Annotated in this window: 18 protein-coding genes; 13 read left to right on the forward strand and 5 right to left on the reverse strand. The window is 61.4% G+C overall.

Annotation, left to right across the window (positions count from 1 at the left end; all coding sequences use genetic code 11):
- Nucleotides 1–2 precede the first annotated feature (2 nt).
- Together HMPREF2565_RS05030 and HMPREF2565_RS05035 are read left to right on the forward strand one after the other, a co-directional pair.
- A complete protein-coding gene (locus tag HMPREF2565_RS05030) occupies nucleotides 3–404 on the forward strand; it encodes an ASCH domain-containing protein (protein ID WP_071406955.1) in 402 nt (133 codons plus the stop codon).
- A 48-nt stretch (nucleotides 405–452) separates the two neighbouring features.
- The gene (locus tag HMPREF2565_RS05035; RefSeq protein WP_070512818.1) at nucleotides 453–866 is read left to right on the forward strand and encodes a hypothetical protein; all 414 of its coding nucleotides are present in this window, start codon (nucleotides 453–455) and stop codon (nucleotides 864–866) included.
- Between the two features lie 2 nt (nucleotides 867–868).
- Here the strand turns inward: HMPREF2565_RS05035 and HMPREF2565_RS05040 are convergent, their stop codons facing one another.
- On the reverse strand, nucleotides 869–1,414 hold the full coding sequence (locus HMPREF2565_RS05040; RefSeq protein ID WP_070512815.1) for a membrane lipoprotein lipid attachment site-containing protein: 546 nt from the start codon (nucleotides 1,412–1,414) through the stop codon (nucleotides 869–871).
- 70 nt (nucleotides 1,415–1,484) lie between these two features.
- Between HMPREF2565_RS05040 and HMPREF2565_RS05045 the strand changes: the two genes are divergently transcribed.
- Complete coding sequence (locus HMPREF2565_RS05045) at nucleotides 1,485–2,282, forward strand: trypsin-like serine protease (protein WP_070517055.1); 798 nt, start codon at nucleotides 1,485–1,487, stop codon at nucleotides 2,280–2,282.
- A gap of 62 nt (nucleotides 2,283–2,344) precedes the next feature.
- Complete coding sequence (locus tag HMPREF2565_RS05050; RefSeq protein ID WP_049156667.1) at nucleotides 2,345–3,172, forward strand: esterase/lipase family protein; 828 nt, start codon at nucleotides 2,345–2,347, stop codon at nucleotides 3,170–3,172.
- On the opposite strand, the gene HMPREF2565_RS05055 is transcribed toward HMPREF2565_RS05050, so the two are convergent.
- Nucleotides 3,169–3,801 carry a VC0807 family protein gene (locus HMPREF2565_RS05055; protein ID WP_049156671.1) on the reverse strand — a complete coding sequence of 211 codons (633 nt, stop codon included), beginning with the start codon at nucleotides 3,799–3,801 and terminating at the stop codon, nucleotides 3,169–3,171. The genes HMPREF2565_RS05050 and HMPREF2565_RS05055 overlap by 4 nt on opposite strands.
- Before the next feature lie 69 nt (nucleotides 3,802–3,870).
- Between HMPREF2565_RS05055 and HMPREF2565_RS05060 the strand changes: the two genes are divergently transcribed.
- Nucleotides 3,871–4,593 carry a hypothetical protein gene (locus HMPREF2565_RS05060; RefSeq protein WP_084738714.1) on the forward strand — a complete coding sequence of 241 codons (723 nt, stop codon included), beginning with the start codon at nucleotides 3,871–3,873 and terminating at the stop codon, nucleotides 4,591–4,593.
- Nucleotides 4,590–4,730 carry a hypothetical protein gene (locus tag HMPREF2565_RS13905; protein WP_168162654.1) on the forward strand — a complete coding sequence of 47 codons (141 nt, stop codon included), beginning with the start codon at nucleotides 4,590–4,592 and terminating at the stop codon, nucleotides 4,728–4,730. Before HMPREF2565_RS05060 ends, HMPREF2565_RS13905 begins: the two co-directional genes overlap by 4 nt.
- Nucleotides 4,731–4,734: 4 nt before the next feature.
- Here the strand turns inward: HMPREF2565_RS13905 and HMPREF2565_RS05065 are convergent, their stop codons facing one another.
- Together HMPREF2565_RS05065 and HMPREF2565_RS05070 are read right to left on the reverse strand one after the other, a co-directional pair.
- The gene (locus tag HMPREF2565_RS05065) at nucleotides 4,735–5,247 is read right to left on the reverse strand and encodes a hypothetical protein (RefSeq protein ID WP_369816116.1); all 513 of its coding nucleotides are present in this window, start codon (nucleotides 5,245–5,247) and stop codon (nucleotides 4,735–4,737) included.
- A gap of 35 nt (nucleotides 5,248–5,282) precedes the next feature.
- Nucleotides 5,283–6,599 carry a M20/M25/M40 family metallo-hydrolase gene (locus HMPREF2565_RS05070; RefSeq protein WP_071406957.1) on the reverse strand — a complete coding sequence of 439 codons (1,317 nt, stop codon included), beginning with the start codon at nucleotides 6,597–6,599 and terminating at the stop codon, nucleotides 5,283–5,285.
- 78 nt (nucleotides 6,600–6,677) lie between these two features.
- Between HMPREF2565_RS05070 and bioB the strand changes: the two genes are divergently transcribed.
- From bioB to HMPREF2565_RS05085, 3 genes are read left to right on the forward strand one after another with little or no spacing between them, the layout of a single operon-like run.
- Nucleotides 6,678–7,658: a biotin synthase BioB gene (gene bioB, locus HMPREF2565_RS05075; protein WP_046648630.1), complete on the forward strand. Its 981-nt coding sequence runs from the start codon at nucleotides 6,678–6,680 to the stop codon at nucleotides 7,656–7,658.
- Entirely contained in the window at nucleotides 7,658–7,912 is a 255-nt protein-coding gene (locus tag HMPREF2565_RS05080; protein ID WP_046648628.1) for a biotin synthase auxiliary protein BsaP, read from the forward strand. The genes bioB and HMPREF2565_RS05080 overlap by 1 nt, the downstream gene beginning before the upstream one ends.
- A gap of 11 nt (nucleotides 7,913–7,923) precedes the next feature.
- On the forward strand, nucleotides 7,924–8,847 hold the full coding sequence (locus HMPREF2565_RS05085; protein WP_049156682.1) for a Sir2 family NAD-dependent protein deacetylase: 924 nt from the start codon (nucleotides 7,924–7,926) through the stop codon (nucleotides 8,845–8,847).
- Here the strand turns inward: HMPREF2565_RS05085 and HMPREF2565_RS05090 are convergent.
- A complete protein-coding gene (locus HMPREF2565_RS05090) occupies nucleotides 8,844–9,593 on the reverse strand; it encodes an esterase/lipase family protein (protein WP_049156683.1) in 750 nt (249 codons plus the stop codon). The genes HMPREF2565_RS05085 and HMPREF2565_RS05090 overlap by 4 nt on opposite strands.
- Before the next feature lie 167 nt (nucleotides 9,594–9,760).
- On the opposite strand from HMPREF2565_RS05090, the gene amn reads away from it, so the two are divergent.
- The 4 genes from amn to HMPREF2565_RS05110 all read left to right on the forward strand — a co-directional run bounded on the left by amn (nucleotide 9,761) and on the right by HMPREF2565_RS05110 (nucleotide 13,781).
- The gene (gene amn / locus HMPREF2565_RS05095; RefSeq protein WP_049156686.1) at nucleotides 9,761–11,164 is read left to right on the forward strand and encodes an AMP nucleosidase; all 1,404 of its coding nucleotides are present in this window, start codon (nucleotides 9,761–9,763) and stop codon (nucleotides 11,162–11,164) included.
- A 53-nt stretch (nucleotides 11,165–11,217) separates the two neighbouring features.
- Nucleotides 11,218–11,733: a phosphoribosyltransferase gene (locus HMPREF2565_RS05100; RefSeq protein WP_049156689.1), complete on the forward strand. Its 516-nt coding sequence runs from the start codon at nucleotides 11,218–11,220 to the stop codon at nucleotides 11,731–11,733.
- Nucleotides 11,733–13,181, forward strand: a complete 1,449-nt coding sequence (locus tag HMPREF2565_RS05105) for a SulP family inorganic anion transporter (RefSeq protein ID WP_049156692.1) — start codon at nucleotides 11,733–11,735, stop codon at nucleotides 13,179–13,181. Before HMPREF2565_RS05100 ends, HMPREF2565_RS05105 begins: the two co-directional genes overlap by 1 nt.
- A gap of 117 nt (nucleotides 13,182–13,298) precedes the next feature.
- A complete protein-coding gene (locus HMPREF2565_RS05110; protein ID WP_071406958.1) occupies nucleotides 13,299–13,781 on the forward strand; it encodes a ferritin in 483 nt (160 codons plus the stop codon).
- Nucleotides 13,782–13,881: the final 100 nt, after the last annotated feature.

The following is a 13,881-nucleotide window of genomic DNA, read 5'->3' on the forward strand; positions in this document are numbered from 1 at the left end:
TCGTGCGCGGAAGCAATGGACTTGAAGCACTCACTGTGGAAGAGCTCTTACCGTTCGCATATAACTGGCGTGACATGGACAAAGAGCAACGCATCTATATGTGGGAAGGTTACGAGGAATCAATTCGAAGCGGAGAAAAGCAACAAACCATTCGGGTGGATGATCCCTTCCATGAAGGAAGCGCCCAGATTGTCTTTGAGAAAGAATCCGGAGAGGTCGTCACCATTCCCGCAGCGGTCACGTCAGTTGTTTCTACCCAGCGGAGGTCCTTGACGGAGGAACAAGCCCGAAGAGATGGCTTTGGCTCTCTTGCTGAGCTTCATGAAGCGCTTGATACTCACTATCCCGGATTAGCTGAGGACGACGAAGTCGACGTCGTTGAGTTCACGCTCCGCAAGGCTTAAAAGCTTTGGCGAAGCCCACGCGGAAATGATTTTACCTAGACTGTCGGTATGTTCGGCCCCGCTTCCGCCCTGCCACCGCGGCTTATAGATTTCCCTGTGCTGCGGTTACCGTTTGTGGAGTTCGTGCTTGTTGGGCTGCTGGTGGCCCTCTTTTTCGTCGATACGCAAGGAACTGATGCTGAGAGTGGCTTCCTTGCAGTCTTTGTGCTTCTTCCCGCACTCGTGTTTCTGGGAATTGCTTACCTTGTTTCCCTGCCCATGCAGCGGAAGGTCATTACAGATTTCCGCCTGGATGCCGTTTTCGTCGTTATCGGGGCGGTTGGTCTCTTCGGCTGGATCGAGCAGATGCTCATCGCTTTGCCCTTCCTGTGCTGCCTACCCGTGGGGCTTTCAGCACTGATTCGCAGAGGCATCGCCTTTGCGTTGTGGAAGAAGGGTAAAGGCCCTCAACTGCCGGAATGAGGTTACGCGCTTTGCCAGCGCATCCTGCCATCAGAAGCGGGTGCGCATGTCATCGGGACACCTCTCTTTGATACGCCGCTTCCGCCGCTGCAATACGCGCCGGGATGAACGTAGTTCTCCTGCACGGCGGGTGCTTCATACACCGCGGCGGCTTCTTGAACTGGAGGATTCGCAGCCAGCATCTCGTCCGAGCACTGTTGCGTCCAGCCAGAGGTTCCATCGCTGAAGAATGTCGTTCCGGTTTCGTGCAGCGAAGGGTCTCCACAAGATGCGATGGTTTTCTCCATCGGAGAAGGCTGCGCCGCGCCGGGAGCCTCGGTGAAGCCGATGACTTCCTCTTGTGGTTGATCTATGTTGACGCCTTCGACGTTTTCCTCGGTAGCGGGGAGGGTGGGCTGTGGGCCCTCGTCTGCTGTTTCGGCAGTGGTGCTGGCTGTGCTTGTCGACGGCCCACTGCTACTCGTCGAGGTATTCGTGGAAGGTTCGAGGTCGAGGGAACAGCCGCTGAGAAAGAAGAGTGCAGCGGCAAGAGAGAGAAATCGCTTCATCACAGGTCCTAATGATATGCCGTGGTGTGCGGTGAGCACGCATGCGATTTCACTGATAGAGTTACGCCTTGTGTTCCCTGGTATTCTCGCTTCCTTGCTCTCCATCATCGTGACAGTGACGTCCTCCCTGTTTGGCGCCCCCACTTCTGCGAACGTCCCCGGGGTTCTACAGGCAACGAGCACGGTTGCAGCCAGCGATGATCGCGTCGCGGCGCTGTGGCGAAACGGCAAACGCGAGTGCTCCGCGGGGTACATCGGCAATGATTGGTGGCTTACTGCTTCACACTGCTTGGGCCGCGACCTGCGTCTCACGCAGGCGGATGGTGACAGTGCCAAGGTGCTCGCCTCCACCCCGGTAGCAGAGAAGTCGGACGTCGCCCTGCTGAAAGCGGAACCCATGGACGCGGAGGCCTTCGAGTTGCCCTCGCGGCCACTGCGCGTCAATGACTCGCTCTTCCTCGTGGGCTACGGGGGGATGCACAATTTTGCCTCCGAGGCCGTGGTCCGCGTCGAAGAGACTGGGGTCGCTGGGGAGATCCAAGGCTATGATTTCGATAATCTCATCCAATCGCGCTCCATGTTTGCTTCGCGCACGTGCAACGGAGATTCCGGCGCGCCGCTCTACCAGGACACCATGATCTTCGCGGTGCACACCGGCGGTGAAGAAAACGAGGAGTGCACCGATGGCACGCGCCGCCACATGTGGCACAGCGAAATCTATCCGAATCTGCAGTCTCTGCGGGCGCTGATGGATAGCTACGATGACTTCGACTCGCCCGCAGCATTCGAGGAAGCAAAGAAACACGCCCAGACCCAAAAGAAAGAATCCAAGCGCTCCAGCAGCTTGAGCAGCCTTTCCTCCTGGTAGGTCGTTAGGCATACAGGAACCGTACAGCAGACGCTCAGGGATCGGCGCTAAGCTGTCTCCTTATGAAAAACGGCTTCCTGCAGCGTGCCTTCCTCGCTATTCTCCTCGCCACTGCGGCCCCCGTTCCGGCCCATGCTCAAACCATGGAGACCTCCGCTGCGGAGGGTCTCGGCATCAACGATCCCGACTGCCAGCCCACGGGTCCTGTCACCGAGCCGGTCGTTTTGCTGCACGGAACCTCGGCTAACTCGGCCGAGTGGAACGACCTCATCCCAAAGCTCAAGGACCTGGGCATGTGCGTGTGGGCCTTCGATTATGGCGCCGAGGACGTGGCCTACCAGAACGCTTATGACTACCTGAAGGGGATTGCGGATCTAGAGTCCTCTGGGCGCGAAATAGCCAGGCAGATAGAGCACATCCGGGAGGTCACCGGAGCAAACAAAGTAAACCTCGTGGGCTTCTCCCAGGGCGGCCTGCACACCAAGACTTTCACCCAGCTCTACGGTTCGCCCGAAGAAGTGAACCGCGTGGTCACCATTGGCGCAAATTTTCACGGGACGACGTGGGGCGGCAGGGCAACGTCGCTAAGCACGGCAGCCAAAATCGCCCCCAGCGTGGTCAAATTCGTGGGTACCAGCGCCGGCATTCAACAGTTGGAGGGCTCGGAGTTCATGGAGAATCTCAACCAGTTGCCGGACACCGCGCCCGGCGTCACCTATACCTCCATCTACTCGCCGGCGGATAGCACTGTGACGCCGAATCAGACCTCTGAGTTGAGCGCTGTTCCGGGCGCGGATGTGGCCAACGTGGAATCTTCCCCCGTCGAGCACGGGCAGCTGCCCCATGATCCGCGCGTGCACGAGCAGATTCTGTGGGGGCTCATGCGCTAGGCCGGGGTCGGCGCGGACTTGCGGGCGCGTGCAGCAATGGCGAAGGTGGCTGTCAAGCAGATAGCGAGGGCCACGAAGGGCAACGCATTCGACAGCCAGTAGGCGGTGGTGAAGGGGAGGGAATAGGCGGCGACGACGCGGATGATGGCTTCGAGCAGGAATACGACGCCCCACACGATGGTGATGTAGCGCTGGGAGGCGCGGAAGGTCGGGTATTTCCACAATCCGTTCCAGTAGGCGACGCCTTCCTTTGTGCCGTCGGTGCCAAAGCGCTGGCCAAAGTAGAAGGCAAGGGGCTTTCCAAGGGCCAAGCTGCCGAGGAAGAGCAAGCCAATAATGCCGGTAACAACGCTGCCCTTAACCAGCAGGAGGCGCTCATCGGTGCCACCGACCAGCGTGGCCAACGCTGCAGCAACGTTGAAGGCAAGGATCAACGCAGAAATCCCAGAAAAAGACTTCTGGCGCACATGCTGGATGATGCCGCCGATAAGGGGGCCGATGCTAGCGGCCAGGTAGGCATAGACGTGGTTGTTGGTTGCGGAATCGACGATCTGGAAGAGCAGGATGGCCAGGCCGACGTCGAAGACGCCGAGGATGAGGAAGTTGAGCAGGCGTGGATTGAGACTCATGCCACATAGTGTGCCACAAAACATACGAATCGGTTTGTTTCTGACACATAAAAACCCTAGGGTTGGGGCATGGCTGACGTTGGACCAGGAACTTTTGGATACCTCTGTGGGTTGGCCCGCCGCGAGGAGCTCCCCGGGCCTGTGCTGACACCGATCCTCACTGGGCTGGGTCTGTCGCCGGCCGGTGCGCGCACGTATCTATCCCGTATGGTGCGCGCGGGCGACCTATCCTCGCGCCGAGTGGGGCGTTGTTCCGTGTATTCCATGGTGGGTGACTACCTTGCGGAGTTTCGTCACCTAGGTTCGCCGCGCGACTTCCAGTGGGAAGGGGCGTTTCACACGGTGATCTTCGATATCGGCGAGGATCGCCGCGCGGAAAGAGATGCCCTCCTGCGCGCCGCCCATGCCAGCGGTTTCCGGCAGTTGCGGCCTGGAGTCCTGGTGGGCGCCCACGCGCCGGGGGAGGGGGCGCAGAAAACCTTTATCGGCACCTGGTCCGTGGATGAGGACACTGCCCGCGACGTTATCGCCACCGCGTGGGACCTCGAGGACAGTGCTGCCCGTATTAGCGCGCTGGGCGACGTTCCCCCTTTGCCCACCGATGACGTTGGCATCGTCGTCGAAACCACGCGCCGCCACGCCGCCGCCTTCGCGGCGCTGCGCCGTACCCCGCCTTTCCCCGCACAGCTTCTCCCCGCCGATTTCCCTGCGGAATTGCTGGAGAACCGCTTGCGCATGGACATCACGCCGGCCTACCGGGCGATGGCGCGGCTGTTAGAGTCGTGGCCATGATCCACGGAGCGATTGACGCGGAGGGCCGGTGCCGCCACTGGCACACGCTTGTCGACGTCGTTGCGAACAAGTGCCCCGCGTGCGGGCATGCCTTCAATACCGGCTGTGCGCTGCACGCGGGGACGTATTTCCGCTAGCCTTCTACGGCAAAAGCTGGGCCAGCGGGGTGCCCTCGACGAGGGTCTTGAGGTACGCCACGATATCCGGGACGTAGATGGTGAAGGTTCCGAAGGTCACCGGAATCGTCGGAAAAGCGTTGTTTGTCGGGGCCTTATTGCCGTTATTGGCTGGGGTACCACCGTTGTTGGTAGGCGCGGTGTTGTTAGCTGGGGCAGTGTTGTTGGCTGGGGCACCACCATTGTTAGCAGCGTTGCCACCGCCGCCGTTCAGGCCGCAGCGAGCGATGGCCTCGTCGGCGCGGGCGACGGCGTCGCGGATCTCGCCGCCGCGCGGGTGGAAGTTAGCGGCAGCGAGCGCCTGGGACTTCTTGCTGTTGTAGTCGGACGGGTTGGTGTAGTACTTGGTGGCCTGCTCGCAGGAGATCTGGCCGGCCGGGACCTTGGCCAGGTAGTCATCCACCATGTCGGCGGAGGCGGTAGGAGCGGACAGGCCGATGGCGGCAGCAACGGAGCACAGGACAAGCTTTTTTCTCATGCGCCACATTGTGCCACAGCTTTTACACGTTTGCGTTAGCGGCTCAGGAAACGATCGACCAGCGAAGAATACGCCTTCACGGTCAGCTCCAAGTCTTCCAGGTAAAGGTGCTCATCGTGGCTGTGCAGCTGCGAGTTCGCGCTGGCCATGTCCCGATCTTCGGCATGCAGCGCAAAACCATAGGCGTTGCCGCCGTGGCGGCGCGCCACGCGTAGGTCGGAACCACCCGTCGCCAGCACCGGCAGTACTTCCTTATCCGGAAAAAATTCGTGGGCGGTCTCCTCGATGCAGCGCCACAGCTCAGTATCGGTGGAGGATTGCGTGGCGTCCTCGGTAATAAGGTGCTCGATCTCTACCTCCGCGGCCATATCGCCGAGTGCTTCGCGTAGGAAATCATCAAGCTCCTCCTGGGTCTGGCCGGGGAAGGGGCGGATGTCCATCTCTAGATAGGCGTGGGAGGGCAGCACGTTGATGGCACCACCAGCGCGCAGGACGGTTTGGGCAATCGTCGTGTGCGAGAAGGCGTGGGCGTAGGCAGATAAATTACCGAATTTCTCATAATCTGCGGCGGTAGCGGAGCCGTCGAGAAGCGCTGCCTCCGTTGCGGGGTCGAAGCGGAAGGTCTTGACGAATCCCTGCCACACCTCATCCGTGGCCACGGGCGGCTCGGCAGCGGCGATGCGGCGAGCGACCTCACCGATCTTGACGATGGCAAAGTCCTTGCCAAAGGGCGTCGAGCCGTGGCCGGCATCGCCGTGCACGTGCAGGCGGCGCTGGCCCGCGCCCTTCTCACCGACGTTGAAGCCGAGCGCGCCGGGCAGGTGGCTACCGCCGGTCTCCGAGAGGCAGTTGCGCACCGAGTAGGCCTCCGGGTGGTGCTTGTCCATCCAGATGGATCCCAAACCGCCGCGGGCCTCCTCGTCCGCCATGCCGACAAAGGCCAGGGTGCCGCCGGGATTGCCGCGCTTGGCGACGTCCCTGACCACCGCCGCCATCGTCGCCGTAATAAAGAGCATGTCCACCGCGCCGCGGCCGTAGAGCTTGCCATCTTCGATGACGGCGTCGAAGGGCGGCTTGGTCCACTTGGGCTCGTCGACGGGCACGACATCCGTGTGGCCCATGAGCGTCAGCGGCTCCTTGTCCGGGTCACCCGGAACGGTCACCACGATGGTCACGCGGCCTGGGTGCGATTCATAGCGTTGAATCTCCACCGGGGTACCGTTGAAGAACTTCTCCAGAGTATCCGCGTTGCGGACCTCGTTGCCGGAGTCAGGCGTGAGGTCATTCACGCAGGCATTGCGAATAAGCTCCTGAAGTAGTGCGAGGGTGTCGTCGTAGAGCGTGGATTCCATGGCCTAGAGGTTAGTCCGGACCGAACAAAACACGCGGATTTACCACAACTTGAACGGTGTTCAAGTAAGGTTTCCCGCATGAGCATCGTAGATATCGCACGCGAGAAGGCCCTGGAGCAGGGCATCGGCCTGAACGAAGAAGAGCTGCTGCAGGTCCTTCAGATCCCGGATGAGCAGCTGGAAGAGATTGCGGACATCGCGCATCAAACCCGCCTCAAGTGGTGCGGCCCGGACGTCTCCGTGGAAGGCATCATCTCCATCAAGACCGGCGGCTGCCCGGAGGACTGCCACTTCTGCTCGCAGTCGGGCCTTTTCGAGTCCCCCGTGCGTGCCGCGCGCCTCAACATCCCGGAGCTGGTGGAGGCCGCCAAGAAGACCGCCAAGACCGGCGCCACGGAGTTCTGCATTGTGGCGGCCGTTAAGGCCCCAGACGAGAACCTCCTGTCCCAGGTTGCCGAGGCCATCCCGGCCATCCTCGATGAAGTTGATATCGAAATCTCCCTATCCCTGGGAACCCTCACCCGCGAGCAGGCCCAGCGCCTCAAGGACATGGGCGCCCAGCGCTACAACCACAACCTGGAGACCTCCAAGTCCTTCTTCCCCAACGTCGTCACGACCCACACCTGGGAGGAGCGCAAAGAGACCCTCGAGAACGTCCGTGCAGTCGGCATGGAGATCTGCTCCGGCGGCATCATCGGAATGGGCGAATCACTAGAAGACCGCGCCGAGTTCGCCTACCAGCTGGCCCAGATCGAGCCCTGCGAGGTGCCGATGAACTTCCTCGACCCGCGCCCGGGCACACCATTCGCGAACTACCCGTTGGTCCCGCTCGGTGAGGCACTGCGCGCAGTGGCCGCATTCCGCCTGGCCATGCCGTCTGTAACCCTCCGTTTTGCGGGCGGCCGCGAGCTCTCCCTGGGTGATGACGGAACCGAAAAGGGGCTGCTCGGCGGCATCAACGCCATCATCGCCGGCAACTACCTGACCACTCTGGGCAAGCAGATTGAAAAGGACGTCGACATGCTCGGCCGCATCGATCTGCCCATCAAGGCGCTCTGATGAACAGCTCGACGGAGTTGGCCGCCGCCGTCCTTGCCGGCGATGAGCCGCTGTTCCACCCCAACACGGGGAAACCACTAAGCGAGGAATTCACCTTGCACCCGGCGGCCGCGGCGGGCCTGGACGTCCCGCGCTATTGCCAGCTGTGTGGGCGCCGCATGGTGGTGCAGGTGCGCCCGGATGGCTGGAACGCGCGCTGTTCGCGCCATGGCGAGCTCGACTCAGATCATCTCTACGAGGAGGCTCTCCCGTAAGCTGGGGCACCATGGATCCCGCCGTTGCCCACGCTCACCAGTCCGCGTTGCGCTCCATCTCCCGGGTCGTCGCCGAGATCGCTGAGCCGACTCCCCCACAACAAGCACTGGACGCCGTCACCGATCAACTGCGCCGCGGCAACGTCATGGTCCTCACCGGCGCGGGCGTATCCACGGAATCGGGCGTGCCCGACTACCGCGGCCCGCGCGGTTCCCTCAGCCGGCACCGCCCCATGACCTACCAGGAGTTCCTGCACGATCCGCAGGCCTCGCACCGCTATTGGGCGCGTGCTTTCGTCGGCTGGCGGGTCATGCAAGCTGCACACCCCAACCGCACGCACTACGCGTTGGTCGAACTCGAGCGCGCCGGGCTCCTCACGGGTGTCGTCACACAGAACGTGGACGGCCTGCACGAGGAAGCCGGGCAGCGCAACCTCATTGCCCTGCACGGGGACATGCAGCACGTGGTGTGCTTGAGTTGCGGGTACGAAGAACCACGCGCGGACTACGACGCCCGCGCCGCCACAGCCAACCCGACTTACCTGCAACGCTGGGCAGTCAACAAAGAGGACGTTAACCCTGACGGCGACGTTGCCCTCAGCCAAGAAGCGGTCGAAGAATTTGTCATGCCCGGCTGCGTGCGGTGCGGCTCACAGCGCCTCAAACCAGACGTGGTCTATTTCGGCGAGCCCGTTCCGACTTTTAAAAAGGACGCCGCCTACGCGATGGTCAACGCGTCTGACTCCCTGCTGGTAGCCGGCTCGTCGCTGGCGGTGATGAGCGGCTTCCGCTTCGTTCTGGAGGCAAAGAAACAGGGCAAGCGCGTGGCCACCATCAATGGAGGGCCAGGGCGCGCGGATGACCGCGTGGACACACTGTGGCGGACCCAGGTGGGGCCGGCTTTCGATGCGGTTCTCGACGAGCTGGAGCTCTAGAGCCGCTCCAGTTCCTCGAGGACAAACTGGCATACCCGTTTATCCATGGGCATATCCTCGTGGCGAATAATCGCAAGGCGCTCGATGTCCTGGATATAGACGTTGTGGACATTCGGGCCATTGAGGAAACAGGTGTTTGGTGGAACCACGATGGCGTCGGCGCGCGTGGCGATGCACGTATAGCTCACCCCGGGTTCGACCTCGCTGCCGCGGTTCGTGGCCTCAACAATCTCGCTGCCGGTGACCTGCTGCATGCCGGCGGGGCCAAACCAGCCGTCGATAAGCGAGCGCGCCACCTCCTCCTGCCTCTCGCTGCGAAAGAGGGGGCTGGCGATTCCACCCTGGGTCGTGCCGTGATTGGGAGAGCTGATACACACCACGTGCCGTACAAACTCCGCGCTATCGTGCATGCGCATCCAGTACCGAGCCAATAATCCACCCTGGGAGTGGCCCACGAGAATCACCTGCTCCGCGCCGGTGACGGTGCGGACGGCGTTGATGTAGGCGTCGAGCTGCCGAGCGGATTCCTGCAGGGGGCCAGTGGCGCGGGTCCCGTAGTCAGGGGCGAAGGTGGCCCAGCCAGCGGCGCGGAGCATGTCTGCGAGAACCTGCCATATCCCCTTGCTGTCGCAGGTTCCGTGGATCAAGACAACCGGCCAGGGGCGTTCGGCGGTAGGGCGCGCGGACCAGTCGTCTTCGTAGACGCCGCGTGGGCGTCTGCGGGCACCGAGGGGGAGTGGGGTCATGAAATTTCAGTTTACTCTTGACCCCTATCCAACTTTCGTACTAAGCTAAGGCTTGCCTAATACGGAACGGCGGTGAGCTCCACACCGTACGCGTTACCGGATTAGTCATGGGGATAGGGCCCGCCGCTTCACCGCGGCGGGCTTCTTTCATGGATACACTCGCGGGCATGACCGACCTGCAGCATGTCCACTCCGTCAACGAAGCGGTTGCTCGTCTCTGCGAGCTCTATGACAGTTCCTGTGCGCTGGCACGTGAAGCATTGGCCTCAGGGGACCACGATGCCTACCGCCACGTGGTGTACCCAAAGATCACCGTGCATGTACGCCAGTGGACGCCCATCGACCGCTCCGAGCCCTTCGGTTACGTGGACCAAGAGGGCCGCTACTCGGCGGTGATATCCAAACCATGGCTGATTCGTGATTACCTGACAGAGCAGCTCACGCGGCTCACCAACAACTACCTGTGCGATCTCTACGTCGGTCAATCGGATGAGCGCATCCCGCCGGAATATATTCGGGGGATTACACAGATTCCCCAGGACCGTGGCGACATCCCCCGGCCCACCCTCGATGCGGTGCATGACGGAATCGTGGACGGCGCTTGGAAGGCTTTCCACGGCAAGGAAAAACCACTGTTCCATTTTGGTGCGCAGCGCTTCGACATTGCCTGCGCCCGCATCGAGCACTACACCGGCATCGAGGTGGACACCGTGCAGAAGTACATCCTGTTCACCAACTACGCCATGCACACCACCGAGTTCGTCAAGTTCGGGCTGCGCGAATTGGCGCGGGAAGACTCCCGCTACACCGCGCTCGTGCTGCCCACGGGGGAGACCATCCACCCCAATGACGCGGTGCTTCTCGACGTCGACGAGCTCACCCTCACCTCCCGCTACCAGATGCCACGTTTTGATCTCATCACCGCCGGCGGCGATGGCATCACGATGATCAACATCGGTGTCGGCCCCTCCAATGCCAAAACCATCACGGACTGCTTGGCAGTCCTGCGCCCGGAGGCCTGGATCATGATCGGCCACTGCGCAGGGCTTGATGGCCGCATGCGCATCGGTGACCTCATCCTGGGCAATGCTTATCAGCGCGAAGACCACATCCTCGACGGCACCGTCACCACCAGCAACCCGATTCCCGCCATCCCGGAGATCCAGCGCATGCTGGAGGCCGCCGTCGACGAGGTCTATGGAAAAGACAATTCGCTCATGCGCACCGGCACGGTGCTCTCCACCGATGATCGCAACTGGGAATGGCGCACCTCCCGTGATCTGTGGGAGTGGCTGCGCCACTCCACCGCGGTGGCAGTAGATATGGAATCCTGCACCCTCGCCGCCAACGGCTACCGCTACCGCATCCCTTATGGCACGCTGCTGTCGGTCTCCGATCTCCCTCTGCATGCCGTGCCCAAGCTTCCCGCCCAAGCGCAGGCCTTTTATTCCAATTCGAAGGAGGCACACGTGATGTGCGCGGTGCGCGCGGTGGAGGCTTTGGCGGAAAATCCGGAGCGGCTGCGCACCCGCAAATTGCGCCGAACGGTAGGAGAGGTACCGTTTCGCTGAGGTTGATGATTAGACTGAGGGAAATGCACAATCTGGCGAAGGAGACCTAGACGATGAGCACCCCGGAGTGGTGGAACCCGGAACGCGAGAACCTGACGTGGGAGGTCTTCGGTGAGGCCAGTCGCTCCCTGTCCCAAGAAATCGTGGATTCGGGTTGGTTCCCCGACCTTATCGTGGGCGTGGCCCGCGGTGGATTGATCCCAGCCGGCGCTATTGGCTACGCCATCGGGGTCAAGGAGATGGGTGCTATCAACGTGGAGTTCTACACCGATATCGGTGAGACCCTCCCGGAGCCGATTCTCCTTAACCCGCAGCTGGACACTGATTCGCTCAAGGGCAAGAAGGTCCTCGTCGTTGATGACGTGGCGGATTCCGGCAAGACCCTCGACCTCGTGGTCAACCTGCTCGAGCAGACCGCGTCCGAGGTCAAGTCCGCGGTGATCTACACGAAGCCGACCACCATCTTTGAGCCGGACTTCTCGTGGAAGAAGACCGATCAGTGGATCAACTTCGCATGGTCCGTCCTGCCAGTCATCACCCGCGACGGCTCTTTCAAAGACGGCCACTAGTGTCGGAGCACGCAGCCGGGTCTTTCCGCGCGGCCTTTAGCTCGCCCGCCCGCTTCCGCAAGGAGGTGTTTGGCGGGCTTGCTGTTGCGCTCGCCCTCATCCCGGAAGTTTTAAGTTTCTCCATCCTCGCCGGACTCGACCCCAAGGTGGGGCTCTTCGCCTCCGTCATCATGGCGATGTCCATCGCCATCACCGGCGGGCGCCCGGCCATGATCTCTGCTGCAGCTGGCTCTGTCGCCGTGGTGATCGCACCACTTGCCCACGAGCATGGCCTGCAGTACGTGCTGCTGACCATCTGGATGGCGGGAATTCTCCAAGTAGTGATGGCAGTGCTGGGCGTCGCCAAGCTCATGCGTTTCATCCCCCGCAGCGTCATGCTGGGGTTTGTCAACGCCCTGGGCATCCTCATGTTCACGGCGCAGCTGAGCCACCTGTGGCAGGTGCCGTGGCTGGTCTACCCCCTTGTCGCGCTAGGCCTCGTCATCATGGTGGTGTGGCCGCGGATTACCACGGTGATCCCCGCCCCGCTCGTCGCGATTATCGTGGTTAGCGCACTCACTGTGATTTTCGGCTGGCAGGTTCCCAACGTCGCGGACCAAGGCGAGCTGCCGACCTCCCTGCCCGGTTTTGTTATTCCGGACTTACCTTGGACGAAGGAGACTATTCTCCTCTGCCTTCCCTATGCATTGGGCGTTGCACTCGTCGGCCTTATGGAATCCCTGCTGACCGCCAAGCTTGTCGACGACCTCACGGATACCCACTCCGATAAGACGCGCGAATCCGTGGGCCAGGGCATCGGCAACATGCTCGCCGCGGCCATCGGCGGCATGGGCGTGTGCGCAATGATCGGCCAGACCATGATTAACGTCAAGGAATCCCAGGCGCGCACGCGCTTGTCGACGTTCCTCGCCGGCGTCTTCCTCCTCATCCTCATCCTCGTGTTGGGCGATACCGTAGGAAAAATCCCCATGGCCGCGCTCGTGGCGGTCATGTTCATGGTGTCTTTCCACACCGTGGATTGGCACTCGGTGCGCACGATTCACCGCATGCCGTTGAGCGAAACCCTCGTCATGCTCGTGACGGTGATTGGCACCCTGGTGACAAATAACCTGGCGGTCGGTGTGATCCTCGGCGTCCTGACCGCCTCGATAGCCTTTGCACGCCGCGTGGCGCACCTGGTGTCGGTGGAGCTGGAGGGCAACGTCTACACCGTGCGCGGCCAGCTCTTCTTCGCCTCTTCGAACGACTTGGTCTACGCCTTCGATTACACCCTGCCGGTGGACAAAATCATCGTGGATTTCTCGGAGGCCGATATTTGGGATGCCTCGACCGTCGCGGTACTCGAGTCCGTGGAGAACAAGTACGCAAGCCGTGGCATAGCGGTGGAATTCCGCGGCCTCGATGGCGTTAGCCTCGCGCGCTACCAGAGGATTTCCGGTTTGAGTTAGGTAAACCTATCAGAAAAAGTGTTATGACGTGCGAGTTTGCTTAAGATCGCCTTGCTAGCGTGCCCGAATTTTTTCTGTATTGTGGGTAACACCAAACAGACGAAAGGAATCACTTTCATGGACGAGAAGCTGCAAACCCTCCTTAACGAGCAGGTCATCAACGAGCACGGCGCAGCCCTGATTTACACCCAGCTGGCCTACGAGATGGACAACCTGTCCTTCCCGGGCATGCGCGATTGGTTCTTCAAGCAGGCAGAGGAAGAGCGCGAGCACGCACAGAAATTTGCTGAGCACCTGCTGGACCGCGGCTACCGCGTCGAGCTGGAGGATATCCAGGTCGGCTCCGTCAAGGCCGCCACCCCGCTCGATGCCTTTGAGGCCTCCCTCGCGCATGAGCAGAAGGTTTCGGAGCAGATTCGGGAGATCGCCCGTACTGCGGATGCCGCTGGGGACCTCGATTCCCGTGGCCTCATCAACTGGTTCCTCGAGGAGCAGGTTGAGGAGGAGTCCACCGTGTCCGAGATCATTGACCAGCTCAAGCTCGTGGGCAACGACGGCTCGGGCCTCCTGCGCGTCGATGGTTCGCTGGCGCAACGGTAACGAAGCCATATAGTTTGCACGAATTCTCCCACAGCCCCCTGCGGTTGGTGGGAGAATTTCTTTTATGACTACCTGACTTGGCTCACGGTTAGGTGATGAA

Source organism: Corynebacterium sp. HMSC072A04, from assembly GCF_001809235.1.
Classification (GTDB): domain Bacteria; phylum Actinomycetota; class Actinomycetes; order Mycobacteriales; family Mycobacteriaceae; genus Corynebacterium; species Corynebacterium hiratae.

Excerpts from the sequence above, each read along its gene's own strand:
- HMPREF2565_RS05085 (WP_049156682.1), top strand. The coding sequence starts at position 7,924 with ATGGATCCCGCCGTTGCCCACGCTCACCAGTCCGCGTTGCGCTCCATC.
- HMPREF2565_RS05100 (WP_049156689.1), top strand. The coding sequence starts at position 11,218 with ATGAGCACCCCGGAGTGGTGGAACCCGGAACGCGAGAACCTGACGTGG.
- bioB (WP_046648630.1), top strand. The coding sequence starts at position 6,678 with ATGAGCATCGTAGATATCGCACGCGAGAAGGCCCTGGAGCAGGGCATC.
- HMPREF2565_RS05065 (WP_369816116.1), bottom strand. The coding sequence starts at position 5,247 with ATGAGAAAAAAGCTTGTCCTGTGCTCCGTTGCTGCCGCCATCGGCCTG.
- amn (WP_049156686.1), top strand. The coding sequence starts at position 9,761 with ATGACCGACCTGCAGCATGTCCACTCCGTCAACGAAGCGGTTGCTCGT.
- HMPREF2565_RS05080 (WP_046648628.1), top strand. The coding sequence starts at position 7,658 with ATGAACAGCTCGACGGAGTTGGCCGCCGCCGTCCTTGCCGGCGATGAG.
- HMPREF2565_RS05090 (WP_049156683.1), bottom strand. The coding sequence starts at position 9,593 with ATGACCCCACTCCCCCTCGGTGCCCGCAGACGCCCACGCGGCGTCTAC.
- HMPREF2565_RS05070 (WP_071406957.1), bottom strand. The coding sequence starts at position 6,599 with ATGGAATCCACGCTCTACGACGACACCCTCGCACTACTTCAGGAGCTT.
- HMPREF2565_RS05040 (WP_070512815.1), bottom strand. The coding sequence starts at position 1,414 with ATGAAGCGATTTCTCTCTCTTGCCGCTGCACTCTTCTTTCTCAGCGGC.
- HMPREF2565_RS05060 (WP_084738714.1), top strand. The coding sequence starts at position 3,871 with ATGGCTGACGTTGGACCAGGAACTTTTGGATACCTCTGTGGGTTGGCC.
- HMPREF2565_RS05110 (WP_071406958.1), top strand. The coding sequence starts at position 13,299 with ATGGACGAGAAGCTGCAAACCCTCCTTAACGAGCAGGTCATCAACGAG.
- HMPREF2565_RS05055 (WP_049156671.1), bottom strand. The coding sequence starts at position 3,801 with ATGAGTCTCAATCCACGCCTGCTCAACTTCCTCATCCTCGGCGTCTTC.
- HMPREF2565_RS05050 (WP_049156667.1), top strand. The coding sequence starts at position 2,345 with ATGAAAAACGGCTTCCTGCAGCGTGCCTTCCTCGCTATTCTCCTCGCC.
- HMPREF2565_RS13905 (WP_168162654.1), top strand. The coding sequence starts at position 4,590 with ATGATCCACGGAGCGATTGACGCGGAGGGCCGGTGCCGCCACTGGCAC.
- HMPREF2565_RS05035 (WP_070512818.1), top strand. The coding sequence starts at position 453 with ATGTTCGGCCCCGCTTCCGCCCTGCCACCGCGGCTTATAGATTTCCCT.